Genomic DNA, 24,683 nt, shown 5'->3' on the forward strand with positions numbered 1-24,683 from the left:
GGACGGAGCGGACGGAGACACGATGAGCATGGCCACGAGGACCGACCCGCGGTCGCCCGCGTCGCACGTGGCGGACAGCCACGATCTGATCCGCGTGCACGGCGCCCGCGAGAACAACCTCAGGGACGTCAGCATCGAGATCCCGAAGCGCCGGCTGACGGTGTTCACCGGCGTCTCCGGATCGGGCAAGAGCTCGCTGGTGTTCGACACCATCGCAGCGGAGTCGCAGCGGCTGATCAACGAGACGTACAGCGCCTTCGTGCAGGGCTTCATGCCGAACCTGGCGCGGCCCGAGGTCGACGTGCTCGACGGGCTGACGACCGCGATCATCGTCGACCAGCAGCGGATGGGGGGCGACCCCCGGTCCACGGTCGGCACCGCCACCGACGCCAACGCGATGCTGCGCATCCTCTTCAGCCGGCTCGGCACCCCGCACATCGGCCCGCCCAGCGCGTACGCGTTCAACGTGGCCTCGGTCCGGGCGAGCGGGGCGATCACGGTCGAGCGTGGTGCGAAGAAGGCGGTGAAGGCGACCTACTCCCGCACCGGCGGCATGTGCCCCACCTGCGAGGGCCGGGGCACGGTCTCCGACATCGACCTCACCCGGCTCTACGACGACTCCAAGTCGCTCAGCGAGGGCGCGCTCACCATCCCCGGCTACAGCATGGACGGCTGGTACGGCCGCATCTTCACCGGCTGCGGCTTCTTCGACCCGGACAAGCCGATCCGCGACTACACGAAGAAGGAGCTGCACGACCTCCTCCACAAGGAACCGACCAAGATCAAGGTCGAGGGCATCAACCTGACGTACGAAGGGCTGATCCCGAAGATCCAGAAGTCGATGCTGTCCAAGGACATCGACGCGCTCCAGCCGCACGTACGCGCGTTCGTGGAGCGGGCGATGACGTTCACCGCCTGCCCCGAGTGCGACGGCACCCGGCTCAGCGCGGGCGCCCGGTCGTCGAAGATCAAGGGGAGCAGCATCGCCGACGCCTGCGCGATGCAGATCAGCGACCTGGCCGAGTGGGTCCGAGGGCTCGACGAACCGTCCGTGGCGCCCCTGCTCGCCAAGTTGCGGCACGCTCTCGACTCGTTCGTGGAGATCGGGCTCGGCTACCTCTCGCTCGACCGGCCGTCGGGCACGCTGTCGGGCGGCGAGGCACAGCGCGTGAAGATGATCCGCCACCTCGGCTCCTCGCTCACCGACGTCACCTACGTCTTCGACGAGCCCACCACGGGCCTGCACCCCCATGACATCCAGCGGATGAACTCCCTGCTGCTGCGGCTGCGGGACAAGGGCAACACGGTGCTCGTCGTGGAGCACAAGCCGGAGGTCATCGCGATCGCCGACCACGTCGTCGACCTCGGCCCCGGCGCCGGCACGGCGGGCGGCACCGTCTGCTTCGAGGGCACCGTCGAGGGGCTGCGGGCCGCCGACACCGTCACCGGCCGTCATCTCGACGACCGGGCCGGCCTCAAGGAGACGGTGCGCAAGCCCACCGGCACGCTGGAGATCCGCGGCGCGACGGCGCACAACCTGCGCGACGTCGACGTCGACATCCCGCTCGGGGTGCTGACCGTCGTCACCGGGGTCGCCGGCTCGGGCAAGAGCTCGCTGGTGCACGGGTCGATCCCGGCCGGCGAGGGCGTGGTGTCGGTCGACCAGGGCGCGATCCGCGGCTCCAGGCGGAGCAACCCGGCGACGTACACCGGACTGCTCGACCCGATCCGCAAGGCCTTCGCGAAGGCCAACGGGGTGAAGCCGTCCCTGTTCAGCGCCAACTCCGAGGGTGCCTGCCCCACCTGCAACGGTGCCGGCGTCATCTACACCGACCTGGCGATGATGGCCGGCGTCGCCACCACCTGCGAGGACTGCGAGGGGAAGCGGTTCGAGGCGTCGGTGCTCGACCACCACCTCGGCGGCCGCGACATCAGCGAGGTGCTGGCGATGTCGGTGACCGAGGCCGAGGAGTTCTTCGGCGCGGGCGAGGCGCACACGCCGGCCGCGCACCGCGTCCTCGGGCGGCTCTCCGACGTCGGACTCGGCTACCTCACCCTCGGCCAGCCGCTCACCACGCTGTCCGGCGGCGAGCGCCAGCGGCTCAAGCTGGCCACGCACATGGCCGAGAAGGGCGGCGTCTACGTCCTCGACGAGCCGACCGCAGGCCTCCACCTCGCCGATGTGGAGCAGCTCCTCGGCCTGCTCGACCGCATCGTCGACTCCGGCAAGTCGGTCGTCGTGGTCGAGCACCACCAGGCGGTCATGGCGCACGCCGACTGGATCATCGACCTCGGCCCCGGCGCCGGCCACGACGGCGGCCGCGTCGTCTTCGAGGGCACCCCCGCCGACCTGGTCGCCGCCCGCTCCACCCTCACCGGCGAGCACCTGGCGGCCTACGTCGGCGCCTGACCCGGAAATCCGGCCGAGGCCTGGCTCGGAAATCCGGCCGAGGCCTGACCCGGAAACCGGCCGAGGCCCCGGCCCCTCGGCGGCCGGGCCCTCGCTGCCGCTGCTCACGCCCAGCGCCAGGAGCCCCGGCCGGGGAGGCGCCGGCCGGCGGGAGACGGGCCGGGCTCCGGGCAAAGCACCGCGCCCCCCGGGCCGGATCGGCGACGGGGGGCGCGGCGGGCGTTCACCACTGCGGGGTACCGCCTACAGCGCGCTCCAGTCCAGCGTCGTGCGGGCCAGGCGTGCCACGTCCTCCAGCAGGGCCAGTCGGGCCGCACGGACCGCGAGGTCGGGGTCCATCACCAGGACCTCGTCGAAGAAGGCGTTGATGGCGGCGACCAGCGGGGCGGAGACCTCGACCAGCGCGGTGAGGTCGTCCTCGCGATCGCGCAGGGCCTGGCGGACGGCCTCGGCGCTCTCGGCGAGGCGCAGCTCGGCGGGAGCGGTCAGCCGGGAGCGGTCCACCGCCTCGGGGCCGCCCTCCGCACCGTCCCCGGGGAGGATGCGCAGCACTCGCTGGAGCGCGGCGGTGAGCCCCTCGAACGCCTCGGTGCCGACGTGGCGCTCCAGGGCGGCCAGGGTCCGGTCGCCGTGCGCGGGGCGGTCGGCCCACACCAGGACGGCCTGGACGAGCCGGTGCTCGTGCCCCGCCTCGGTGAGCTGCTGCTCGTAGCGGCGGGTGATCAGTTCGGCCGCCTCCGCGAGCCGCTCGGCGGGCACGTCGACGCCCTGGGCGGCGTAGCGTTCGGCCGCCGCACGCAGCCCGTCGGCCACGCGGAGCCCGGCCAGCGCGGGCACGCTCCGCAGGACGTTGAGGAGACCGATGGCGGCCCGGCGCACCCCGTACGGATCGGAGCTTCCGGTCGGCACGGCGCCGATCACGAACATGCCGGTCACCAGGTCGAACCGGTCGGCGAGCGACAGCACGGCGCCCGCTTCGCCGGCGGGCAGCGCGCCGCCGGAGGAGCGCGGCAACTCCATCTCGGCCAGGGCCCGCGCGACCTCCGCGGGCTCACCGGCGCGGCGTGCGTACTCCTCGGCCATCACCCCGGCCAGGCTGGAGAACTCGACCACCATCTGCGACGCCAGATCGAACTTGGCGAGCTCACCGGCGCGACGCACCGTGGCGGCGGAGTCCTGCGGGAGCACCGCACGTTCGGCCAGGTCGCGGGCGAGCGCGGCGATGCGGTCGGCGCGGTCGGCGACCGTGCCGAGCCGGTCCTCGAAGGTCAGCTTGTCGAGTCGGCCGCGGAAGTCCTGCGGGGACACCTTCAGGTCGGTGCGCCAGAAGAAGGCGGCGTCCTCGTAACGGGCCCGCAGCACCGCCTCGTTGCCCGACCGCACCACGTCGTCGTCGCAGGTGCCGTTGGCGAACGTGATGAAGTACGGCATGAGGCGCCCGTCGCCGTCCAGCACCGGCAGATAGCGCTGGTGCTTGCGCATCACGGTGGTCAGAACGCTCGAGGGCAGGTCGAGATAGCCCTCGTCGAAGGACCCCCGCACCGGGTGCGGGTACTCCACGATGTCGGTGATCTCGTCGATCAGTCCCGCCTCGCCGGCCACGTCGATGAATCCGCCGACCTCCGCCGCCGCCTCGTGGGCACCGCGCACCACCGCGTCGCGCCGGCCCTGCCGGTCCAGCATGATGCCGTGCATCTGGAGGAAGTGGGCGTAGCCGACGGCGGACGTCACCTGGACGACCGGGTCGGGGGCCGTGCGGTGGACGCGTGTGGTGGTGCCCGAGGCGAGCGCGGAGACGGCGATCGGCAGGGGCGTGCTGCCGAGCAGGGCGAGCAGCCAGCGGACCGGCCGGGAGAACGACAGGGACGGGTCGTTCCACCGCATGTTGCGGCTGGAGCGCAGCTCACTCACGACCTCGGCCAGGAGCTCGCTGAGCACCTCGACCGCCGTGCGGCCCGGCGCCTCGCGGGTGAGCGCGATGTAGTCGACGCCGTTGACGTCGAGGACCTGCACGTCCGACGGGTCGGCTCCCTGGCTGCGGGCGAAGCCCAGCAGGGCGGGCGTGGGGGCGCCGTCCCGGTAGGCGGCGGCGGCCTTGGGGCCGCGCACGGTCCTGACGGTGTCCGGCTCCCGCGGCTCCACCTTCTCGACCGTGATGACCATGCGGCGCGGGGTGGCCATCGCGGTGATCGCGCCGTGGCCCAGCCGGGTGGCGGCCAGCTTGCTCGTGATCGCCTCTCGCACCGCGTCGGTGGCGGCGCGGACATCGGAGTACGGCAGCTCCTCCACACCGATCTCGAAGAGCAGCGTCTCGGTGCTGAGCACCGTGGGCAGTGCGGCCCGCACGGCGGGGGCCGGCGCGGCGGCCGTTCCGAGCGGGTACTCCAGGGCGGCGCGGCGCTGCCCCCACAGCTTGGCCGACTCGTGCGTGAGGCCGCGCATCAGGGAGAACGCCTTGGCACGCTCGGTGGTGCTGAGTGCGCCGCGCGCGTCGAGCACGTTGAAGGTGTGGCTGCACTTGAGCACGTACGTGTAGGCCGGGATGGGCAGCTCCAGGTCGAGCATGCGCCGTGCCTCGGACGCGTACGACTCGAAGAGCCGGTGGTTGGTCTCGACGTCGGCGTCGTCGAGGTAGTGGCGGCTCATCTCGTACTCGTTCTGGCCGAACACCTCGCCGTAGGTGATGCCCGGCGCGTAGGCGATGTCCTTGAAGTGGGACACGCCCTGAAGGTTCATCAGGATGCGTTCGAGGCCGTAGGTGATCTCCACCGACACCGGGGACAGAGTGACCCCGCCGACCTGCTGGAAGTAGGTGAACTGGGTGATCTCCATGCCGTCCAGCCAGACCTCCCAGCCCAGCCCCCAGGCGCCGAGTGCCGGGGAGGCCCAGTTGTCCTCCACGAACCGCACGTCGTGCGCGCCGAGGTCGATGCCGAGCGCCCGGAGGCTGCCCAGGTACAGCTCCTGCGGGTTGCCCGGGTCGGGCTTGAGGATCACCTGGAACTGCGTGTGGGTCTGGAGGCGGTTCGGGTTCTCGCCGTAGCGCGAGTCGTCCGGCCGCACGCTCGGCTCCACGTAGGCGACGCTCCAGGGCTCGGGGCCGATCACCCGCAGCGCCGTGGACGGGTTGGCCGTACCGGCTCCCACCTCCGTGTTCAACGGCTGCGTGATCATGCACCCGTTGTCGCTCCAGTATTTCTGCAGGGTGAGGATGGCATCCTGCATGGTCAGCGCTGTCTGGCCGTTCTTCATGGTGATCGAATCGCCTGTTTCCCGAGTTGTTCGGCAAGGTGGTCACGCGCGCGGGCGCTGTCCAGGCGCCGCCGCCTGGACCAAAATACTCAGGGGGTTTGTGCCGTCCCGCGCCCGAACGCCCCCTGGATCGCGGCTTCTTGGTCCGGCTTACGGCCCCGGACGACCAGAAACCGGGACCTCAGCGGACCCGCTCCCAGTCTGTCACCAGCGTTCGGGCGGCCTCCTCCGAGGACAGTTCGACGACGTCGTCGGCCGGCGGACTGGCGTGCCGGCGCAGTCGCTCCTCGGCCGCCGCGACCGCCACGGCCGCCGAACTCCACGTCCCGGCCGGGCCGGCCAACCGCTCGCCGAGCAGGCGCAGCAGGGCCCGGTAGTTCTGGCCGCGTCCTCGGGCGACCGGCCGCAGGCCCTCCATGGCCAGCACCGTCGCCGAGGACAGCGCGTCCAGGGCCGCCAGGTCGGTGACGCCGTGCAGTACGGCCGCCGTGGCCGGGCCGGCCAGGACGGGGTGGGCCAGGCTCATGGCCTGTACGAGGACCATGTTCACGCCGAAGGCGAGTTCCACACCGAGGGGACGGCCGGCCTCCTCGATCACTATGACGTTGGCGACGTCGGTCCACCCCCGCGCCCCTCGCAGAGAGAGATTGGCGTTGCGGCCGGTGACGCCCGGCATGCCGAAGACGTGCCGGAACTGCTCGGGGGAACGCGCGCCGGCCGCGACGGCGAGGCCGGCCGCGATGCCGCCCTCCACCAGGTCCCGGTCGTCCGCCAGCACGCGCAACTGCACGTCGTGCGCGGCGAAGCCGAGCCTGTCGACCAGGAGGTCCCGGGCGAGCGCGGTGAGCCGTGGCGCGTCCCCGGCGGGCCCGAGCGCGCCGAAGGACATGAAGGAGCAGCCGAAGGGGGACATCTCGCCGGTCCGGCGGACATGGTCGAGGTTGCGCAGGCGCAGGGCGGGCTGCACCAGGAAGGCGCGCTCGTGGACGCCGCCGGAGAGCAGCGGTTTCAGCACGCTGATCGTGGAGTTTGTGTAGCGCACGGACGGATCGTGGTGGGACACCACCGGCCGCCGGTGCCGCTCCGTGTAGCCGGCCGCGAGGCACGCGCGGCGGAAGGCCTCCACCACGGTGGCGGCGGCACCGGGGACCGCCTCGATCGCCGAGAGGCCTTCCGCGGCCCGCGGGATGACGGGGCCCGGTGGGATCGTTCGCGGTGCGCTCGCGTCCGGGCGTGCGGTGCGGGCCGTCTCCGTGGGCGACGGGAGCCTCACCATCCGGCACCGCCCGAGGGACGGGGCGCGACCGCCGCGGCGTCGAGGGAGAGCGTCGCGCCGTCCAGCACGGCCCGCACGCCCAGGGGCAGGGTCACCATCGGGCTGGTGTGCCCGCAGGGGAAGCCGATGACGACGGGGAAGTCGTGCCCGTGCAGCGTCCCGGCGATCGCACGTCCCAGTTCCCCGATCTGGTCCTCGCGGAAGGGCCAGCCGAACAGGACCGCGCGTGCCCCGTCGAACAACCCGGCGAGGTTCATCGACAGGAGATCCTCGGTGGCGTTCACCATCGAGTAGGGCAGCTGCGGTGTCTCCAGCAGCACGATGCGGTCCGTGAAATCGGGCTGCCACGGGGTGCCGACCAGGCGGCGCAGGACCGGCAGGCAGCCCCCGGCAAGGGTCCCCGTGACCCTGCCGGGGCGCAGGACCTCGGCCGGCGGCACGGGCTCGGCGCGCCGGGCCCGGCCGGGACCGCTCCAGTCCGCGCCCTCCCGGACGATCCGCTCCGGCCTCGGCACCGGCCCGGCCGGCTCGGCGGCGCCGGTCACCCTGAGGAAGTGGTCCGCCGTCTCCCGCAGGGGGGCGGGGTATTCGGCCCACTCCGCCATGACCGAGGGTCCGTAGAAGGTCACCAGACCGGTCTCGGCGCGGATCGCCGTGTGGAGCGAGGTGATGTCCGAGTAGCCGCAGAAGACCTTGGGGTGGGCGGCGACGAGGTCGTAGTCGAGTTCCGGGAGCAGCTGCGCGCTGAGACTGCCGCCGATGGCGCACAGCACCCCGCGGACCTCGTCGTCGGCGAACGCCTCGTGCAGGTCCGCGGTCCGCTGTGCGGCCGTTCCCGCGGTCCACGGGCCGGTGGTGAGGGCGTTCTTGGTGAGCCGGGGACGCAGACCGACGTCCCTCAGCGCCTGCAGTCCGCGCTCCAGGCGCTGCGGATAGCGGCCGGCCGCGTCGGCGGCGGGGGAGACGACGGCGACCACGTCACCGGGCGCGAGGGCGGGCGGCAGGACCGGTGCGGGCGCCGGGGATCGCCCTGTTCTGGCGGATGTCATGAGCGGGACCTTCCCTTGGTCCTGGCGCATTTCCAGGAGGTGGTGCTCAAGAAAGACATGTGGCTCCTCATCAATACGGCACCGGTTCGAGGGACGTCCCTCGACCGCGAGCCGGCGGTGTTGATCTCCGTTCGGCTCGACGGAATATTGCCTCCGTACCGGGAAATGTGATTCCCGGGCGGGCGATGTTTCGGTGACCGTTCGAACCTGCGATCCAAAAGGTCCGTCGCGGCGCGGTTCCTCGCGAAGTCGTGTTGCGCGAAAATCGATAACGACTTTAAGTATTCACGCCGTGCAGTGACAACCGGCAATGATGGTGATCCAGGTCACATGGCGCGCGTCGTCGCAGGTCGATCGGTCCGGAGTGTGCCAGACAGCAACCTGCCAGATGGTTCTCTTGATGCTCCGGCGGTCCGAACGTAGATTTCCGACCCAGGCGAAACCCGCCGGTCGTTCGGCTCGAATTAATGGATGTAGAACCATCCAAGGGGGATCCATGATGAAGTTCCTGACGCGTGCCCTTTCCGCACTCGCGGTGATCGCCGCAGTTCTGGTGCTGGGTGCCACGGCCGCGAACGCTCATGAAGCGGGCACTTTCAATGCGGCGTCGGACGGCGTTTCCCCGTTGAGCCTCAACTGGGACTGACTCTTTCCCTTGCCGCAACTCGCCGCGCGAGGGCAGGGAAATCTGGAAAACAAGCCGAAGGCTGGAGAGGTAGGGCAGCGGGGTATGAGCGACAAGAATCTCCTGGTGTACTCGTGGAACGGGGTCACCCTGGAGGCACTGCTGGACGGCGGTGCCCGGGTGACGCTGGTCTTCGACGCCTGGGAGGCGACCCACCGGACGATCGACCCCGAACTGCTCGCCCGGGTGGAACGCCACTACGTGATCCGCACCTACGACGCGCTCGACGAGGTCGCGCAGCTCGCTGTCGAGCTCCGCTCCACCGGCGTGAAGATCGACCGGGTCCTCAGCCTCTCGGAGTTCAGCCAGTTCAGCGCCGCCTACATGGCCGGCCTGCTCGGGCTCGCTCAGCCCTCGATCGAGAAGTCCGTGCTCATGCGCGACAAGCGGGCCATGAAGGAGCGCGCGGCACGCGCCGGCATCGCCTGCGCCCGCTACGAGTCGCTCTCCACCACCGACATCGAGGGCTCCGTACGCCGCGTCGAGGAGCGGCTCGGCTTCCCGGTCGTCGTGAAGCCCGCCGCCGGCCTGGGCTCGGTGGGCACCTCCGCCGTGCACAGCGCCGAGGAGCTCGCCGACGTGCTGCGCGCCGCCGGGAGCGGCACCGAGGAAGCCGGCCTCACCCGCTTCCTGATCGCCGAGGAGCCGATCGACGGCGACGAGTACCACGTCGACGCCGTCTGGGAGAACGGCGTCGCGCAGATCCTGGGGGTCAGCCGCTACCTGCGGCCGCGCATGCAGGTGAAGACGCCGGGCCGGGACAACGGATCGATCCTGCTGCCCCGCGACCGCGAGCCCGAGCTCTACGCCGAGGTCGAGGAGCTGCACGCCCGTATCAACGCCGCGTTCGAGATCACGGACGACATCACCCACCTCGAGATCTTCCGGCGTTCCGACGGCCGTCTGTGGTTCTCCGAGATGGCGACCCGCTTCGCCGGTGGCGCCATCCCCGAGAGCTTCAAGCCCTACGGCGCGGACCTGCGCGAACTCTGGATCGACGCCGTCCTGAACAGCGACCGGGAGCCGCTGGAACTGCACGCACCCGACTATCCGTACGTCGGCTGGATCAACCTGGCCCCCGCGGCCGCCGGTGTCATCACCCAGGAGCCCACGGACGAGCAGATCGCGGCGTTCCCCTACGTGCTGGACATCATCCGGTCCCGTTCGGTGGGCTTCGACATCGAGGAACTGCACCCCTCGGTCTGGTGCCTGATGCTGGTCATCAGCGCCGAGAGCGAGGCCCAGTTCCGGGAGCGGGCCGCCGAGCTGGAGGCCGCGCTGCTTCCCTCGTACGCGACGGCGCCCGCGTCGTGAGCGTGGTCGTCAAACCTGCCGAGGCGCCTGCCGCACTGGGTTTCGGTTCCCGCTTCACCGGCGGCATGGTGCTGTCCCGGTGGACCGCCGGCGAGGGCTGGTCGGCGCTCGAGGTGGGCCCGCACCGGCCGCTGGAACTGTCTCCCGCGGCCATGGCCCTCCACTACGGGCAGGCCGTCTTCGAGGGACTGAAGGCGTTCCCCCGCGCGGACGGTTCGCTCGCGCTGTTCCGGCCGCGCGCGAACGCCGAGCGCTTCAACCGCAGCGCGGTACGGCTCGCCATGCCCACCCTGCCCGTCGAGACGTTCGTCGACGCGTGCGCGCGGCTGGTGCGCCACGACGCCGCCGACGTGCCGAGGGGTCCCGGGCAGAGCCTCTACCTCAGGCCCTTCATGATCGCGGTGGAGCCGAGCCTCGGTGTGCGGCCGGCGCGGGAGTACCTGTTCGCCGTGATCGCCTCACCGGTCGACCACTTCTTCGCGGACGGCTTCGAGGCCATCGACGTCTGGTGCCCGACGGACCAGATCCGCGCGGCTCCCGGGGGCACCGGCGCCGCCAAATGCGCGGGCAACTACGCCGGCGGGCTGGCCGCCAAGGCCCAGGCCGTGGAGCGTGGCTGCCACGAGGTCCTGTGGCTCGACGCCCGGGAGCACCGCTTCGTCGAGGAACTCGGCGCCATGAACTTCTTCGGCGTCACCCGCGAGCCGACGGGCGGGCCGCTCCTGGTGACCCCGCCGCTGTCGGGGACGATTCTGGCGGGCAACACCCGGGACACCCTCATCGAGCTCGCCGCCGACCTGGGCGTACGGACCGAGCAACGGCCCATCGACATAGCCGAGTTGACGAACGGCAACGGTGGTTTCGACGAGGCCTTCGCCTGCGGAACCGCGGCCTCCGTGGTGCCCATCGGCAGCGTGACGACCGCCGGGGGCCGGCACGTCCTGGGCGACGGCCGTCCGGGCGGCCTGACCACCCGGCTCCGCGAGGAGCTGGCCGCCGTGCAGTACGGGGAGCGGCCCGACACCCGACGGTGGATGCACACCGTCTGACCCCGGCCTGCCCGCCCGCGGCGCCCGGCGGCGACACGCCGCCGACAACGCCCCGCCTCACCGACCGAGGCCACGCGGCCTCCGGACGTCCCGGACCGGCCGGCCGGCCCTCGTCGCCTTCACACGAACCGCACACCTTCCATTACGCATCCCTAGGGAGAATCACCTTGGCCACGCCCACGTACACGCACGGCGGATGGCGTCCCTCCGCGGACCGCTTCCTGGAGATCATCGACCAGCCGCTGTTCCGCACCCTGGTCGACCTGCAGGACCTCGTGACCCTCGAGACCGCCCTCTTCTGGCGGGAGCGGGGCGTCAAGTCCGTCCACCTGCCGATCACCACCAACAGCATCTCCAGCCCGATGGGTCTGGGAAGCGACTCGCTCCCGGTCGAGATCGACCTGTTCGGCCAGCGCACGTTCCTCGCCGACTCCATGCAGTTCATGCTGGAGTACGGCTGCCGCCTCAGCCCGCAGGGCAGCTGGTACCTGATGCCGAGCTTCCGCGGCGAGGACTGCGACGAGTCGCACCTCAACCAGTTCTTCCACAGCGAGGCCGAGCTTCCGGGCGGCCTCGACGCGTGCATCGACGCCGTCAACGCGTACATGCGCCGACTGGCCCAGGCGGTCCTGGACCACCACGCCGACGACGTGCGGGCCATCGCGGGCACCACCGAGCACCTGGAGCGCATGGCCGGGCTGGAGTCCTTCCCCCGGATGACCTTCGACGAGGCCGTCGCCCACCTGGGCGACGACCCGGACGCGGTCGAGCACCACGACGGCTGGCGCACCCTCACCCGGCACGGAGAGCGCCGGCTGATGGAGGAGGTCAGCCCGATCCTCTGGATCACGCACTACGACCACCTGTCGGTGCCCTTCTACCAGGCCTACGGCGACGAGGACGGCCGCACGGCCCTCAACGGCGACCTGCTCTTCGGCATCGGCGAGACCGTCGGCTGCGGCGAGCGCCACGTCGACGGCGAGCAGGCGCGCAAGGCCCTGGCCCACCACCAGGTCCCCGAGGAGGCGTACAGCTGGTACGTGCGCATGAAGGACGCCTTCCCGCAGCACACCTCGGGCTTCGGCCTGGGCATCGAGCGCTGGCTGATGTGGGTGCTGAACCAGAAGGACATCCGTGAACTCCAGCTCGCCCCGCGCCTGAACGGTGTCAGCGTCACGCCCTGACCGGCACGACCCGCGCACCGGCTCCCCGGACCCACGGCCACGGGTCCGGGGAGCCGGGCACCCGGGTCCGAACCACGGGACGCCCGTCGAGCGGCGCCCCGCCCACCGACCCGCGCACGGTGGTCCCGCAAGCCCCCCGCAGGAGACGAGAGATGCACCGGTCGACCGACGAGATCACCGTTGCCAGGGTGCCCGTGCCGCACCGCTCGCTGCGCGCGAGGACCCACGCGTACCTGGCCGCCGGCCCCGCGCTGGTCAGCGTGCACGAGCACGCCGGCGTCGAACTCATCTACCGCCACGAGGAAGCCCAGTACACCTACCGCCAGTCCGTGCCCGACCTGATGGGCCTGCTCGGGGTGCTCGGCAGGGGACTGCTGTCCGAACCGCCCGACGCGGTGGGCGCGTTGATCCTGCCCATGCCCTACTACCGCCGGTTCAAGCCCGAGGGCACCCCGGTCGACCCGTCGACGTGCGGCCGGATCATCCGTCATCGCAACCGGGAACTGCTCGACGCCTGCGCCCGTTTCCGGGCCGACCATCCGCCCTCGGCCGGACTGCCCATGCCCGCCCTGATGGCCGACCCCTTCCGCGACGCGGCGGACTTCGCGTCCGACTACGCCGATCGCCTCGGGGAGGTGTTCGCGCTGAAGTGGCACTCCCCGTCGGCCGAGCGACCCGTCTCCGCCTACGTGGAACGCGGTTATCTCGACCTCGCGGCGGACCTGGGCGTGCCGACCGTGATGCACTGCTCGCCCGACGGCGGGCTCGCCGACCTCGCCGAGATCGCCACGGTCGCCGTCCCCGCCGCGGTCGCGGCAGGTGCCCGGATCAGCCTGGCCCACCTCGGCTTCAACAACCCCGCGCTGCCCCGGATCCTGGACACCCCCGGCGTGTACGCCGACCTCGGGCCGTGGGAGGTGGTGTGCGAGCGGACGGTCGGGGACCCCGGACCGGTCAACTCCGACGTGCGGCTCGCCCGGCTCATCACCGCATGCGGGGCGAGGCTGATGGTCTCCCTCGACACCCCGTGGCACCTCCAGCACTGGAACGACGGGCGCGGCCTCGGTGCGGAGACCGTCCCCGCCTTCCGCCGGATCCTCGGTGCGCTCGACCTCAGCGGCACCGATCCGCGCTCCCTCCTGGCCGGCAACGCCCTGAGCTTCCTGTTCGGGGCGCCGTGACCGGCCGGACCACGCCCACCGGCGCCGACCCGACGGAGAAGGAAGAGCCGTGTCCCTGCTGAAGGACCTGCGCGCACTGCCGCGCACCGCCCGGACCCTGCTGCTGCTCGGTGCTCTCAACAACGTCGGCTCGGGCCTGGTTCTGCCGTTCCTCGCCGTCTACGTCCACCAGGTCAACGGCCTCGGCCTCGACACGGCCATGCACGCCGTGTCGGTGACGGCGACCGCCGCCATCGTCGGCGGTCTCAACGCCGGGCGCCTCGCCGACCGTATCGGCGCCCGCCGTACGGCGGCGGCGCACATGGTGCTCAGCGCGGTGGGCGTGACCGGGTACGCCCTGGCCGGCGAGACCTGGCACTTCCTGCTGTCCGCCGCGATCTGGGGCCTCGGCCTGGGCAGCAACGCGGCGTGGAACAGCCTGCTCGCCGCATCGGTGCCCAGCAGGTCCCACACGGTGGTGTTCGGCTTCAACTTCACCCTGACCAACGCCGCGCTGGGGATCGGCGGTCTCCTCGGCGGCGCGCTCGCGAGCACCGGGCACCCGATGTCGTTCCGGCTGCTGTACGGCGCCAACGCCCTCAGCTACCTCGGGATCGCCCTGGCCATGTTCGCCCTGCGCGGCCTCGGCCCCGACACCCGGAACGGGGCCGGCACGGCGCGGGACCACACCCGGCCGCAGAGCTACCGCCAGGTCCTCGCCGGCGGCCCCTTCCTCCTGGTCCTCGGTCTCGCGCTGGCGCTGTACTTCTCCTCCTACGGGCAACTGGAGGCGGGGTTCCCGGCCTTCCTGCTGACCAACACCGAAGTGGGGCCGGGCGGGATCGCCGTACTGTTCGCCGTCAACACCGGGGCGGTCATCTGTTCCCAACTGGTCCTGCACGAACTGATCAAGCGGTGGAAGCACACGCGCACGGTCGCACTGGCCGCCGCCGCCTGGTCGGCGAGCTGGCTCGTCGTGCTCGCCGCGACGGCCGCGGACGCGGACGTCCAACTGGCTGTGCTGGTCGGCGGCATGGTGCTCTTCGCCTGCGGCGAGACGCTGTTCGCGGCAGGAACGCCCGCCCTGGTGAACTCCCTGGCCACCCCCGCACTGCGGGGACGCTTCAACGCCGCCTACGGCACGGCCACCTCGGTGGGCTTCGTGACCGGACCGCTGGCGGCCGGCGCCCTGGTGGCCGACGCGGGAACCGTCCTCGTCACCGGCCTGTCCGTGCTGTGCGCGATGGCGGCGCTGGTCGTCCTGGCCTCGACGGTCCCCCTCGAGCGCGCGGCCGCCAACGCCACCGCCGCCACCGGGGGTGAGGAACCCGCCGACCAGGGCGCGGCGGACGACCGCAGTGCCCAGGACGCGGCGGACGACCGCAGTGCCCAGGGCGCGGAGGACGACCGCCAGGAGCCGGTCCGTGGCTGACCAGCGCATCCCGTCGCCGGCGGTGGCGCCCCTCCGCGCACCGGACGCGAGCCCGCCCACCGCGGGCCCCGCCCGGAACGACCGGCGACTGCTGCGCGAACTGTCCGGCCTGCTGGGGACGCGGCCCGAGGACGCGCCGGCCGTGCTGCGCGCCCGGCTGGCATCGCTGGCCGCCGCCCAGGCCGAAGTGGAGCGGCTCCACCGGGCCGAGGTGGCCTCAGCCGCCCGGGCCCTGGCCGAGAGGGCCCACCTCGTTCCCGGCGGCCTCCTGGTCGCGGCCCGGATCGACGGCGCGACCGGACGCAGGCTGCGGCACCTCGCGGCGGCCGTGGCCGAGCACCTCTCCTCGGGCATGGGCCTGGTCGTCCTGTGCACTCCGCACGACGGCCGGGCACTGCTGGTCTGCGCGGTGGGCAGGCGGCTGCGAGCGCAGCGGGTGGACGCCCGGGACGTCCTCCGGGAGGCCGCGGCCGCGATCGGGGGGAGCCCGGCGGGCCGGGGAGCCTGGTCGAGCGCCGCCGGACGGCGGACGGACGAGCTCGGCCGGGCCCTGGCACTGGCCCGCACCGAGGCCACGGCCGTGCTGGGGCGGACCCTGGCGTGACGGCACGAAGGAGGGCGACGCCCTCAGAGCCAACCGCGTTCGGCGACCCTGAGTCCGGCTTCGAACCGGCTCCGGGCGTTGAGCCGGTCCATGATGTCCGACATCAGCCGGCGGACACTGCGGACGGAGAGGGCCAACTGCTTGCTCGCGGCCTCGTCCGTCATGCCCTGTGCGAGAAGACGCAGCAGCTCACGCTCCTGCGGGCTGAGTCCCTGATCGTCCGGAAGCTCCGCGGTGCCGAGCGGGCGTGCGGAATCCCAGATGTGCGAGAAGAGCGCCAGCAGGGCGGCGACGATGCCCTGCTCGCGCACGACCAGTGCGCCTTTGGTCGATTCCTCCGGATCGATCGGGAGAACGGCGAGTTTGCGATCCACGAGGATCAGACGCATGGGCAGCACGGGATGTGTGCGCACCTGTCCGCCGCATTCGTTCAGCCAGGCCGCGTAGCGACGAGTGGCGCTGTGGTTGCGGACACTGTCCAGATAGATTGTTCGAATAGTTGCGCCGCGTTCGACCACCCGCGCGTCCAGAGCCTGGCTCGCGGCCATGCTCTCCGGGGTGAGGGAAGCCTTCGGAATGAAAGCGAGTACTTCCGTCTCGATTCTCTCCGAAATTTCGTCGAGATATCCGCGCACAGAATCCGTACCCCGCAGGTACTCGATCCTGCCGCCGCCGGGTCCCTCTTGCGCCTCTTCGAACTCCGCCACGATGTCGGACAGTGCCACGCGGCATTCGGCCAGCTTGTGCTGGCGTTTGTGTATTTCTCTCTGCTGGGCGGCTATCAGCTCCGCGAGCGCCACGCCCGGCTTCACCACGACGACGGCGCCCGGCTCCTCCCCGGAGGGCCTGATCAGCGAGAAGTCGGCCAGCTCGTCGAGTCCGGCCTGTACGGCCGAGGTGCTCAGGCCGGTCGCCTCGACCAGTTCGTCGACGCTCCACCGCGGTCTGCGAATCATCGCCCGATATACCGCTTCGGTTCGCTCACCCAACCCCAGACCGGCGAGCGAGGCCTGTGTGTGCACCTCGAGCCCAAGAGCTTCCGTCATTCCACCCGTCACCTTCCCGATGCGGGGGACAACGATAGCTGGTCGTGTGGCCGTCAACTAGGTCCGCGCCGACCTCCCGGTCGACCCGGGACCACGAGGACGGGCCCGCGGTCAATCGTCCGGTGCCGTGCTGTGCCGTCCTCCGCAGAACCAGAAGAAATACGAGTCGCGCCGGTATTTCGGGAGCGTGACGCGCGACACAACACGCGACGCAACAAATCCTGAGGGGGATGAACGACATGGCTCGCACCATTACGGTCTTGCTGGTCGGCGGTTCGGGGCACTGGGCCGGCAGGGAGAACCACGTTCCGGCGCTGCTCGACATGCAGAAGTCCGGATGGCCGGTCCGCACCGCTGTCATCTGCGATCCCAGAAACCCGGAGAAGCGCGCCCAGGACGAGGACATGGCGCCGCTGCGCGAACTGCTGGGGAGGGACTCACCGGAGTGGGTCAATCCCGACGGGCTCAGCGGCACGGAACTGGAAGCCGTGCTGGACCGCGCCCACGCCACTCACCGGTTCTCCTTGGCGATCATCGCCTGCAACCCGGTCCACCACCGTGCGTACATCCTCTGGGCGGTCTCCCGGGGGATCAGCGTGCTGTGCGACAAGCCCCTGCTCGTCGCCGAGGGGTCCGCGTACGATGCGGCGGCCGCAGAGCGGATCATCGGCGGCTACGCGGAAATCGGCCGCGCGCTCACCCGCGCCCGCGCCGCGGGGCCGTGCCACGTCGCCATGCCGCTGCGCCGCAGGGCCAACGACGTCTACCGGTCGATCGCCTCGGACCTCACCGAGACGCAGCGCGTCCACGGGCAGGGCATCACCTCGATGCAGCTGATCAAGAACGGCGGCCTGTTCCGGTACCCGGAGGAGTACCTGCTCGGCGATGCGCACGGGTACCGCAGCGGTGTCGGAGCGCTCTCCTTCTCCAGCTACCACTACATCGATCTGCTCTCCTGGTACCTGGAGCTGGCACCGGGAGAGGCAACCGCTCTACGGGTGACCAACCCGTATGTGCGCAGGGTCGGCGAGTTCCTGCGCACCCGTCAGGCCACCGCGCTCGCCGACCTGGTCGGCGGCGACGAATGGGTGCGGAGCCCCGAGCTGCCGCCCCAGGTGCTGGCGGCGGAGACCGACTTCGTCTTCCACCTCGAACTCCTGGGGCAGGAAGGCCAGAAGGCCGGGCTCGTGACCTACGCGTGCCATTCGAACACCTACTCCCATCGCTCCGTCGGACTCCGGGAGTTCGACCGGACCGACCGTCAGCCGTTCCGGGAGAAGGGCCGGATGTCCCAGTTCACCCTGGACATCAGCCAGGGCAGCATCCAGCACATCGGCGTCTTCAAGAACGATGTCGTCGGCGAGGACTACCGGATCCGGGTGCAGCGGCGCCGCAACCCGGTCGTGACCGACGAACCCTACGTCGAGCAGGTGTTCCACGACGCGCACGCCGGGAGCTCGGTGACCCCGCAGGACGTCCTGCGCGCGATGGTGCTCCTGGCGAGCGGTGAGGCCGCCCCCGCCCAGGTCGCCGACCGGATCTCCTTCTTCGAGGACCAGCGGCTCAGCCACCACCTGTTCGGCACCTTCTACGAGCTCGTCGCCGCGGGCGCCGAGGGGGTCGGCGCGGCGGAGCGCGTCGTCGAGCTGGCCCGGTGACCCCGGCGCCCGCCGGTCGGCGGGGACTGCTGGCCGCGCTGCTGTCGGTGATGTTCCTCGCCGCCATGGACAGCGCGGTGACCGCCACGGCCGCGCCGCAGATCGTGACCGACCTGGGCGACGGACCGGCCTTCAGCTGGCTGCTCGCCGCGTACGTCCTCGCCGCGACCGTCTCCCTGCCCCTGTCCGGGAGGCTGGCCGACACCCACGGACGCAGGCCCGTGCTCGTCGGAGGGACCCTTCTGTTCCTGGCGGGTTCCGCGTTGTGCGCGGCCGGCTGGAGCATGACCAGCCTCGTCACCTTCCGCTTCGTCCAGGGCCTGGGCGCCGGCGCGCTCCAGGCGACCGTGCAGACGGTCGCCGGCGATCTCTACCAGCCGCACGAGCGTGGCCGCATCCAGGCGATGCTCGCCTCGGTCTGGAGTGTCGCCGCCCTGGCCGGGCCGGCCGCGGGCGGTGCGCTCGCCCAGTACGGCCACTGGCGGGGGATCTTCGTGCTCAACCTCCCTCTCGGTCTGGCCGCGGTGTGGCTGCTGGTCCGCCGGTTCCCCGGGGAGGACCTGCGCGGCGGCACGAGCGGTCCCCTGGACTGGCGTGGCGCCCTGGGCCTCCTGCTGACCTGCGCGGCGTTCATGACGCTGCTGGTCGAGGGCGGCACGGCCTGGCCCTGGGTCTCCGCCGAGAGCGGAGCGCTGCTCATCGTCTTTGCGCTGCTGGCCCTGGCCACGGCGCGCATCGAGCGGCGCGCCGCCCACTCCCTCATGGCGCGGTGGGTGTGGCAGCGGCGCGAACTGGCGGTTCCCGGCCTGGTGCTGGGACTCATGGGCGTGATCATGACGGCGCCGATGCTGCTGCTGCCGGTCTACGCGCAGGCGACCCTGGGACTCGGTCCGGCGGCAGGCGCGGCCGTGCTGGCCGGGATGACCTTCGGCTGGCCGACCGCGGCGGTCTTCAGCAGCCGCCTGTACCTCCGCGTCGGGTTTCGCGAGGCGGCTCTGACCGGCGCGGCGACGGTGACCGCCGCCCTGGTGACGACGGTGTTCCTCGCCGCGGCCGGCGCCCGTGCCGTGCCGTTCGTCGCCGCGTCGGCACTGCTCGGCGTCGGCTTCGGCCTGCTCCAGCCGGCCCTGCTCGTCGGTGTCCAGGCGGCTGTCACCTGGGCCGGCCGGGGCGCCGCGACGGCGAATCTGATGTTCTGCCGGGAAGTGGGCCAATGCCTGGGGGCGGCCCTGTTCGGGGCTCTGTTCAACGCCGCCGGGAACCAGGGCGTCGCGGTGGCCGCGGACTGCGCGGCCGTCTGCGGAGCGCACGTCGCGGCGGGCCTCCGGTGCGCGTACGCCGTGGCCGCCGGTTGCGCGGCGGCCATGGTGTGCCTGCTGATGATGATGTCGCGCGTCACGGTCCGCGTTCCGGTGGACGGAAGGGCCGTACCGCGGCGGATGCCGTGACGACGCGGGGCGCGACTACGGAGTGGTGTGAACGGCGGCACGCCAGAGGGCCGGGCCACTTTCGCGGTCCGGCCCTCTGGGCTGGCGGAGGATACGAGATTCGAACTCGTGAGGGGTGCGTCCGCCAGCGCGCTGGACAAAGACCCGGACAACGAGCGGTACGGAGACTGTGTCCGGCCCCCGCCGCATACGTCGCCGCCGATCAGGTCCGTCAGCGCATATCTGTGAGGAGGGTGTTGAGTTCAGCCTCCTGGTGGGCCGGCGACATCGGCGGGTTCGAGTGGTCGATGCCGAAGGTCTTCAGGACCTGGTCCATCTGGGCGTCGATGAACGTCCAGCCGGTGTTGTCCAGCGGCTGCAACGAGGCCTGGTCGGCATCCCAGAGGTCTCGCAGCGACTGGGCAGCTGCGTGGGCCCGGGTCGCGTTCCCCGACCGAGCGTCCCTGAGTGAGGTCAATGCGAGCGTCCTCAGTGCGTCGACCTTCGTGGACGGGAAGTGCTTCACGGCCTGGCCGGGGGCGAGGTGGACGGTGGAGGTGGCGTCCTCCTCCGGCGCCGGGCCGGCGTGCGGCTGGCTGTGCGCCCAGATCAGCAGGCTCCCGGTGGCGACGGCGAGGAGGCCGAAGCCTGCCAGCGCGATGTGCTCCCTGGGCGGGTTGGCGGAGATCTGCGGGGCGTGCGTGGCGTCGTAGGTCTCGGTCACGTCGGAGCGCGTCACCGTCAGGTAGATGACAGTCGCCAGGATCAGGCCGAGGAAGATCAGGCTGGTGGTGAAGGTGCCCAGCGCAAGGCCGGTCGGCTCGCCCGGCTGAGCGACCTTCGGGGAGGCGAGCCAGTCGCCGATGTTGGCGCCCAGCGGGCGGGTCAGGATGTAGGCGAGCCAGAAGGACAGCACGGGGTTCGCGCCGAACTTCCACAGCAGCGTGATCGCCGCGATGAGGCCGAGCGGCAGCAGGACCGAGACTCCCGGGCTCCAGCCGGTGAGCTCGAGGGTCCAGTCGCCGGTCGCGGTGCCGAGCGCGAAGGTGACGAGAACGGCGAGCCAGTAGAACGACTCACGCGGCAGCGTCGTGACCGAGTGGATCGAGAGGGTGCGCTCGCGCAGCCACCACACGCCGAAGACCACGGCGAGCAGGACCGAGAACACGGCGGAGCTGATCCACAGCGGCACGTTGAGCTGGTCGGTCAGGATGTCGGTGTACAGCGTGCCCGTGACACTGACAACGACCACGGTCAGCCAGTACGGGAAGGGGACGTACCGCTTGAGCCGCAGCTGGACGCCCAGAACCACCACGAACACCGCGGTGAAGATCCAGGCCGTGTTCACCAGGCCGACGCCCAGCTTCATGTTGATCCAGTCGGCGAAACTCTCACCGACGGTCGTGCACAGGATCTTGATCACCCAGAACCAGATGGTGACCTCGGGAACCTTGTTCAGCATCAGCCGCCCGCTGCGGCGCGTGCGGGCTTCGCTTGTCGTTGTCATGCAGGGAGGTTCGCTCGGCCGACCTGCACACAACCTGACTACGCGATCGCTTCTGGCGTGGGGAAGGTCACCTCGACGCGACCGTGACCATCCGCGATCGCACGGACTGCCACTCCCGCGGACGCGGCGAGACGCCTTACCACGGCCAGCCCCAACCCGTGCCCGTTGCCGCTGGTCACGCCGGCTTCGAAGACCCGATCAACCTCCCCCGGATCGAACCCCGGGCCATCGTCGAGGACATCGATCACGACGCCCTTGGGCTGGATGCGCGCCGTGATCCAGACCCGCGAGCTCGCATGCCGCAGGCCGTTCTCCAGCAGGGGTGACAACACAGCCACGACGAGTTCGCTTGCCACGGCGACATCGACGTCGGTCGGGATGGCGAGTTCGATGGAGCGACCGGCGATCGCCTGTCGCGCCGCCGCCCTGAGATCGCAGCGGGTACCGCCGTCGATCCGTGTCCGGGCGGCACTCAGAATCGTGGTGATCGCCGTGTTCAGGCGGTCGACCTCGGTCAGAACATACTCCGGTGACACATGGTGACCGGAGAGTTGCGCCAACTGTGCCTCGCCCCGCAGCGCCGTCAAGGGCGTCCGCAACTCGTGGGCGATCTCATCGGTGAGCCGACGCTCGTCCGCGAGCGCGTTGTCTATGCGGTCAAGCAGGCGATCGAGAGTTCGCCCGAGCTCCCCGAATTCGTCGCGAGGAACGCCGAGGTCGAATCGACGCCCGGGTTCGTGATCGCCCCAGTCGTCGGCAAGAGCGGCCATGTCGTGAACCACCCGCAACGCACGACCCACCACGAGGTACGCGACGACGCCTGCGAGCAGGATCGTGATGCCACCCAAGACGAGCGACATCGCCAGGCTGCGCTTCTCCGATGTCTCGTACGGCGTCAGATCCACCCTCACGACCGCCACAACGCGGTGGTCTTCGAGCCGGATCGGCTGGGCATACAGCAGGTATCTGCCGATCGTGGTGGTCCGGGACTGCCCGGAGTCGGCAAGCGCCTCGACGCGGCCACGAAGGCTGCCCGGGACGATCCCGTCAATGAGGTGCCCATCGGCATACACCCACGAGACGGTGTCCAGCGCTTCGTTGCCGCTCTCGATCAGCACGACGTGGCCACCGCGTACGGTCACGTTCGCCGCCACCGCCTCTGCACGCGTATGCGCCAGAGCGTTCGCGTCAGCGTCGGTCACCCGGCTCAGCAAGACGTGTGAGACCACCACCAGCACCGCGGCCACCGCTGTTGCGATCAGAACCGCGAGCGCGACGACTCTCCCGCGGAAGCCCGTCACTCCCATCGATAGCCCACCCCACGGACCGTCGCCAGGCGATCGGCCACGCCCAGCGCGCCGAGTTTGGTCCGTAGCCGGCGAACGAAGGAGTCGAGGGTGTTGTCGCTGACCTGTGCGCCATGCGGCCAGCCGGCAGCGACGAGGGCGTGGCGGCGTACAGCGTCGCCCTGTGAGGCGATAAGCCTGCCCAGCAACCGAAACTCGGTCGGCGTCAGGCTCTCGCTTGCCGAACCGTAGCTCACGACATGTTTCGCCGGGTCGAGAACGACGCCGCCGGGTGGGGTCGTCGCGGTGGTTCTGCGTAGCAGGGCGCGGACCCGCACCAGCAATTCCGGGATGTCGAACGGTTTCGTCATGTAGTCGTCGGCTCCCGCCTCGAAACCGCCCACCTTGTGGTGCATGCCGTCCAGAGCGGTGAGCATCAGCACCGGGGCATCAACGCCACGTGCCCGCAGCGCCAAGCAGACATCGCGACCGTCGGCGTCCGGGAGCCCTAGATCCAGGACGACCAGGTGAGGGACCGGATCAAGGTTCCGCAGCAGACTGTCCGCCGCAGAAGCGACTGCGACCCTGTGGCCGTCGTGCTCGAGTGCACGCTTGAGGACGTCGCGGACCGCCGCGTCGTCCTCGCACACCACGATGAAAGCCACACGCTGACCATAGGCACTCCGGTGAGAGTTCTCGTCAGCGCCCTGGAAGTCGGAGTGGCTCCCGCTGCCGACGGTCAGGTGATTCGGCTCTGGCAAGGTGTGACCGTCTACAAGCGTGTAGACAAGGAGGGTGTCAATGCGTGTAGCGTGCCCGGGTGACTTCGATAGCTCGCTATGCCCGTTCGGGCAGCACTGCCGCAGGCGTCATCCGAGGCACGGTTCGCGTCCCCGGAATCGTCGCCGCCTTCTGGATGGCGAAGGGATTGTCGACGGCGCTGGGGGAGGGCGCCTCGGACTACCTCGTCCAGGCCATGGTGCCGCAACTGGCGGTGGTGCTCGGGTTCGCCGCCTTTCTCGTCGCGCTTGTGATCCAGTTCCGCCAGGCTCGCTACCGGGCGTGGACGTACTGGTTCGCCGTCGCCATGGTGGGCATCTTCGGGACGATGGCAGCCGACGTGATGCACGTGGCCCTCGGCGTGTCCTACACCCTCTCCAGTGCGCTGTACGGGGTGCTGCTGCTGGCCGTGTTCTGGCTGTGGCGGCGCACCGAGGGCACCCTGTCGATTCACACCGTCGACTCCCCCCGTCGTGAGGCGTTCTACTGGGCGACCGTCGTGGCCACCTTCGCCATGGGCACCGCGCTGGGCGACTTCACCGCCTTCACCCTGCACCTGGGCTACTTCACCTCCGCGTCCGTTTTCGCGGTGCTGATCCTCATCCCGGCGGTGGGATACCGCTGGCTGCGCTGGAATCCGGTGTTCTGCTTCTGGGCCGCTTACGTGATCACCCGCCCGCTCGGCGCGTCGATCGCCGACGGCCTGGGCAAGCCTCGCTCCGTCGGAGGCCTCGGCCTCGGCGACGGGCCGGTGGCTCTGGTTTTGCTTGCCTTGATCGTCCTGGTGGTCGCCTACCTGGCGGTGACCCAGGCGGACGTTCAGCGTGTGCACGAGCCCGCCGCACCGGAATCGACCGCCGCGCGCGTGTAGCGGGCGGGTGGAGGTGCGTAGACGACCTGAGGGGCCCGGACAGGATGTCTGGGCCCCTCGCTGTCATGTGCCCTTACGGTTCACTCGGCGGCCCGACGGGCGACAACGTCGGCAGTCGGCCGTCGGCAGTCGGCTGGTGACCTCTCCACAGAGCCGCTCGTGTGCAGCCATGACGATGTGCGGCGGCCGGGGTGCGCCGGACGAAGAACAGGACAACAAGCGGCGTCGCGTGTGCCGGACGCCATGCTCAAGGACGTGGCCCGGAAGATCGCCGAAGCCATCTGGGGACGCCCCGAGACACCCTCTGTGGACAAGAACCAGGACAACGAGGTCTGCGGACAACGTCGAAGGGCCCCACCGCGAACGGTGGGGCCCTTCGACATCGTGCCCGGTGAGGCACTGGCGGAGGATACGAGATTCGAACTCGTGAGGGGTTGCCCCCAACACGCTTTCCAAGCGTGCGCCCTAGGCCTCTAGGCGAATCCTCCGCCGGAAACATTACATGACCGAGAGGAGTGCTCGCGAACTCGTTCCGCCCCCTCCGCATCGGGTAGTCTGTGCGCAGCCCCTCACGCGGCGCTATCTGACTGAACTCCCCCAGGGCCGGAAGGCAGCAAGGGTAGGTCGGCTCTGGCGGGTGCGTGGGGGGCGCTTGCGTTCCGCGGGCCGGGACCATTGTCGGTGGGCGCCTAT

General features: G+C 70.8%; 18 protein-coding genes, 1 tRNA gene and 1 other RNA gene. 12 read left to right on the top strand and 8 right to left on the bottom strand.

Annotation, left to right across the window (positions count from 1 at the left end; translation table 11 throughout):
- The first annotated feature begins 22 nt into the window (after positions 1-22).
- The gene (locus ACIQ9G_RS20195) at positions 23-2,410 is read left to right on the top strand and encodes an ATP-binding cassette domain-containing protein (protein ID WP_403611120.1); all 2,388 of its coding nucleotides are present in this window, start codon (positions 23-25) and stop codon (positions 2,408-2,410) included.
- Positions 2,411-2,653: 243 nt separating this feature from the next.
- On the opposite strand, the gene ACIQ9G_RS20200 is transcribed toward ACIQ9G_RS20195, so the two are convergent.
- The 3 genes from ACIQ9G_RS20200 to ACIQ9G_RS20210 all read right to left on the bottom strand — a co-directional run bounded on the left by ACIQ9G_RS20200 (position 2,654) and on the right by ACIQ9G_RS20210 (position 7,987).
- A complete protein-coding gene (locus tag ACIQ9G_RS20200) occupies positions 2,654-5,635 on the bottom strand; it encodes a glycine--tRNA ligase (protein ID WP_403611122.1) in 2,982 nt (993 codons plus the stop codon).
- A gap of 208 nt (positions 5,636-5,843) precedes the next feature.
- Complete coding sequence (locus tag ACIQ9G_RS20205) at positions 5,844-6,938, bottom strand: hypothetical protein (protein ID WP_403611124.1); 1,095 nt, start codon at positions 6,936-6,938, stop codon at positions 5,844-5,846.
- The gene (locus ACIQ9G_RS20210; protein ID WP_403611127.1) at positions 6,932-7,987 is read right to left on the bottom strand and encodes an LD-carboxypeptidase; all 1,056 of its coding nucleotides are present in this window, start codon (positions 7,985-7,987) and stop codon (positions 6,932-6,934) included. The genes ACIQ9G_RS20205 and ACIQ9G_RS20210 overlap by 7 nt, the downstream gene beginning before the upstream one ends.
- 496 nt (positions 7,988-8,483) lie before the next feature.
- Here ACIQ9G_RS20210 and ACIQ9G_RS20215 point away from each other — a divergent pair, with 496 nt between their 5' ends.
- The 7 genes from ACIQ9G_RS20215 to ACIQ9G_RS20245 all read left to right on the top strand — a co-directional run bounded on the left by ACIQ9G_RS20215 (position 8,484) and on the right by ACIQ9G_RS20245 (position 15,415).
- Complete coding sequence (locus ACIQ9G_RS20215; protein WP_403611129.1) at positions 8,484-8,633, top strand: hypothetical protein; 150 nt, start codon at positions 8,484-8,486, stop codon at positions 8,631-8,633.
- A gap of 84 nt (positions 8,634-8,717) precedes the next feature.
- Complete coding sequence (locus ACIQ9G_RS20220; RefSeq protein WP_403611132.1) at positions 8,718-9,986, top strand: acetyl-CoA carboxylase biotin carboxylase subunit family protein; 1,269 nt, start codon at positions 8,718-8,720, stop codon at positions 9,984-9,986.
- Entirely contained in the window at positions 9,983-11,035 is a 1,053-nt protein-coding gene (locus ACIQ9G_RS20225; protein WP_403611134.1) for a branched-chain amino acid aminotransferase, read from the top strand. The genes ACIQ9G_RS20220 and ACIQ9G_RS20225 overlap by 4 nt, the downstream gene beginning before the upstream one ends.
- Positions 11,036-11,202: 167 nt before the next feature.
- A complete protein-coding gene (locus ACIQ9G_RS20230; protein ID WP_403611136.1) occupies positions 11,203-12,219 on the top strand; it encodes an amino acid--tRNA ligase-related protein in 1,017 nt (338 codons plus the stop codon).
- A gap of 152 nt (positions 12,220-12,371) precedes the next feature.
- A complete protein-coding gene (locus ACIQ9G_RS20235) occupies positions 12,372-13,400 on the top strand; it encodes a hypothetical protein (RefSeq protein WP_403611138.1) in 1,029 nt (342 codons plus the stop codon).
- 49 nt (positions 13,401-13,449) lie between these two features.
- On the top strand, positions 13,450-14,811 hold the full coding sequence (locus ACIQ9G_RS20240) for an MFS transporter (RefSeq protein WP_403611141.1): 1,362 nt from the start codon (positions 13,450-13,452) through the stop codon (positions 14,809-14,811).
- Positions 14,804-15,415, top strand: a complete 612-nt coding sequence (locus ACIQ9G_RS20245) for a DHHA1 domain-containing protein (protein ID WP_403611143.1) — start codon at positions 14,804-14,806, stop codon at positions 15,413-15,415. Before ACIQ9G_RS20240 ends, ACIQ9G_RS20245 begins: the two co-directional genes overlap by 8 nt.
- Before the next feature lie 23 nt (positions 15,416-15,438).
- Here ACIQ9G_RS20245 and ACIQ9G_RS20250 read toward each other — a convergent pair whose 3' ends face one another.
- Complete coding sequence (locus ACIQ9G_RS20250; RefSeq protein WP_403611146.1) at positions 15,439-16,461, bottom strand: LuxR C-terminal-related transcriptional regulator; 1,023 nt, start codon at positions 16,459-16,461, stop codon at positions 15,439-15,441.
- Positions 16,462-16,700: 239 nt separating this feature from the next.
- Between ACIQ9G_RS20250 and ACIQ9G_RS20255 the strand changes: the two genes are divergently transcribed.
- Together ACIQ9G_RS20255 and ACIQ9G_RS20260 are read left to right on the top strand one after the other, a co-directional pair.
- Positions 16,701-18,119 (top strand): Gfo/Idh/MocA family oxidoreductase, encoded by a 1,419-nt coding sequence (locus ACIQ9G_RS20255; protein WP_403611148.1) that lies wholly within the window; start codon positions 16,701-16,703, stop codon positions 18,117-18,119.
- A complete protein-coding gene (locus ACIQ9G_RS20260) occupies positions 18,116-19,567 on the top strand; it encodes an MFS transporter (RefSeq protein WP_403611151.1) in 1,452 nt (483 codons plus the stop codon). The genes ACIQ9G_RS20255 and ACIQ9G_RS20260 overlap by 4 nt, the downstream gene beginning before the upstream one ends.
- A 211-nt stretch (positions 19,568-19,778) precedes the next feature.
- Here ACIQ9G_RS20260 and ACIQ9G_RS20265 read toward each other — a convergent pair whose 3' ends face one another.
- From ACIQ9G_RS20265 to ACIQ9G_RS20275, 3 genes are read right to left on the bottom strand one after another with little or no spacing between them, the layout of a single operon-like run.
- Positions 19,779-21,053 (bottom strand): hypothetical protein, encoded by a 1,275-nt coding sequence (locus tag ACIQ9G_RS20265; protein ID WP_403611154.1) that lies wholly within the window; start codon positions 21,051-21,053, stop codon positions 19,779-19,781.
- Between the two features lie 38 nt (positions 21,054-21,091).
- On the bottom strand, positions 21,092-22,360 hold the full coding sequence (locus tag ACIQ9G_RS20270; protein WP_403611157.1) for a sensor histidine kinase: 1,269 nt from the start codon (positions 22,358-22,360) through the stop codon (positions 21,092-21,094).
- Positions 22,351-23,004, bottom strand: coding sequence for a response regulator transcription factor (locus ACIQ9G_RS20275; RefSeq protein ID WP_403611160.1), 654 nt, complete (start codon positions 23,002-23,004; stop codon positions 22,351-22,353). Before ACIQ9G_RS20275 ends, ACIQ9G_RS20270 begins: the two co-directional genes overlap by 10 nt.
- A 251-nt stretch (positions 23,005-23,255) precedes the next feature.
- Here ACIQ9G_RS20275 and ACIQ9G_RS20280 point away from each other — a divergent pair, with 251 nt between their 5' ends.
- Positions 23,256-23,990 (top strand): hypothetical protein, encoded by a 735-nt coding sequence (locus ACIQ9G_RS20280; protein WP_403611163.1) that lies wholly within the window; start codon positions 23,256-23,258, stop codon positions 23,988-23,990.
- A 400-nt stretch (positions 23,991-24,390) separates the two neighbouring features.
- Here the strand turns inward: ACIQ9G_RS20280 and ACIQ9G_RS20285 are convergent.
- A tRNA-Ser gene (locus tag ACIQ9G_RS20285) sits at positions 24,391-24,478 on the bottom strand.
- A 72-nt stretch (positions 24,479-24,550) separates the two neighbouring features.
- Between ACIQ9G_RS20285 and ffs the strand changes: the two genes are divergently transcribed.
- Positions 24,551-24,649: signal recognition particle sRNA small type (gene ffs, locus ACIQ9G_RS20290), an RNA gene on the top strand.
- The last annotated feature ends 34 nt before the right edge of the window (positions 24,650-24,683 follow it).

Origin of the sequence: Streptomyces sp. NPDC096152, assembly GCF_044763235.1 — a bacterium.
In the GTDB taxonomy this organism is placed as follows: Bacteria; Actinomycetota; Actinomycetes; order Streptomycetales; family Streptomycetaceae; genus Streptomyces.

Bases quoted from the DNA above. Each gene is read 5' to 3' on its own strand.
- ACIQ9G_RS20200 (WP_403611122.1), bottom strand. From the start codon at position 5,635: ATGCAGGATGCCATCCTCACCCTGCAGAAATACTGGAGCGACAACGGG.
- ACIQ9G_RS20270 (WP_403611157.1), bottom strand. From the start codon at position 22,360: ATGGGAGTGACGGGCTTCCGCGGGAGAGTCGTCGCGCTCGCGGTTCTG.
- ACIQ9G_RS20210 (WP_403611127.1), bottom strand. From the start codon at position 7,987: ATGACATCCGCCAGAACAGGGCGATCCCCGGCGCCCGCACCGGTCCTG.
- ACIQ9G_RS20220 (WP_403611132.1), top strand. From the start codon at position 8,718: ATGAGCGACAAGAATCTCCTGGTGTACTCGTGGAACGGGGTCACCCTG.
- ACIQ9G_RS20205 (WP_403611124.1), bottom strand. From the start codon at position 6,938: ATGGTGAGGCTCCCGTCGCCCACGGAGACGGCCCGCACCGCACGCCCG.
- ACIQ9G_RS20235 (WP_403611138.1), top strand. From the start codon at position 12,372: ATGCACCGGTCGACCGACGAGATCACCGTTGCCAGGGTGCCCGTGCCG.
- ACIQ9G_RS20250 (WP_403611146.1), bottom strand. From the start codon at position 16,461: ATGACGGAAGCTCTTGGGCTCGAGGTGCACACACAGGCCTCGCTCGCC.
- ACIQ9G_RS20280 (WP_403611163.1), top strand. From the start codon at position 23,256: ATGGCGAAGGGATTGTCGACGGCGCTGGGGGAGGGCGCCTCGGACTAC.
- ACIQ9G_RS20195 (WP_403611120.1), top strand. From the start codon at position 23: ATGAGCATGGCCACGAGGACCGACCCGCGGTCGCCCGCGTCGCACGTG.
- ACIQ9G_RS20255 (WP_403611148.1), top strand. From the start codon at position 16,701: ATGGCTCGCACCATTACGGTCTTGCTGGTCGGCGGTTCGGGGCACTGG.
- ACIQ9G_RS20215 (WP_403611129.1), top strand. From the start codon at position 8,484: ATGATGAAGTTCCTGACGCGTGCCCTTTCCGCACTCGCGGTGATCGCC.
- ACIQ9G_RS20265 (WP_403611154.1), bottom strand. From the start codon at position 21,053: ATGACAACGACAAGCGAAGCCCGCACGCGCCGCAGCGGGCGGCTGATG.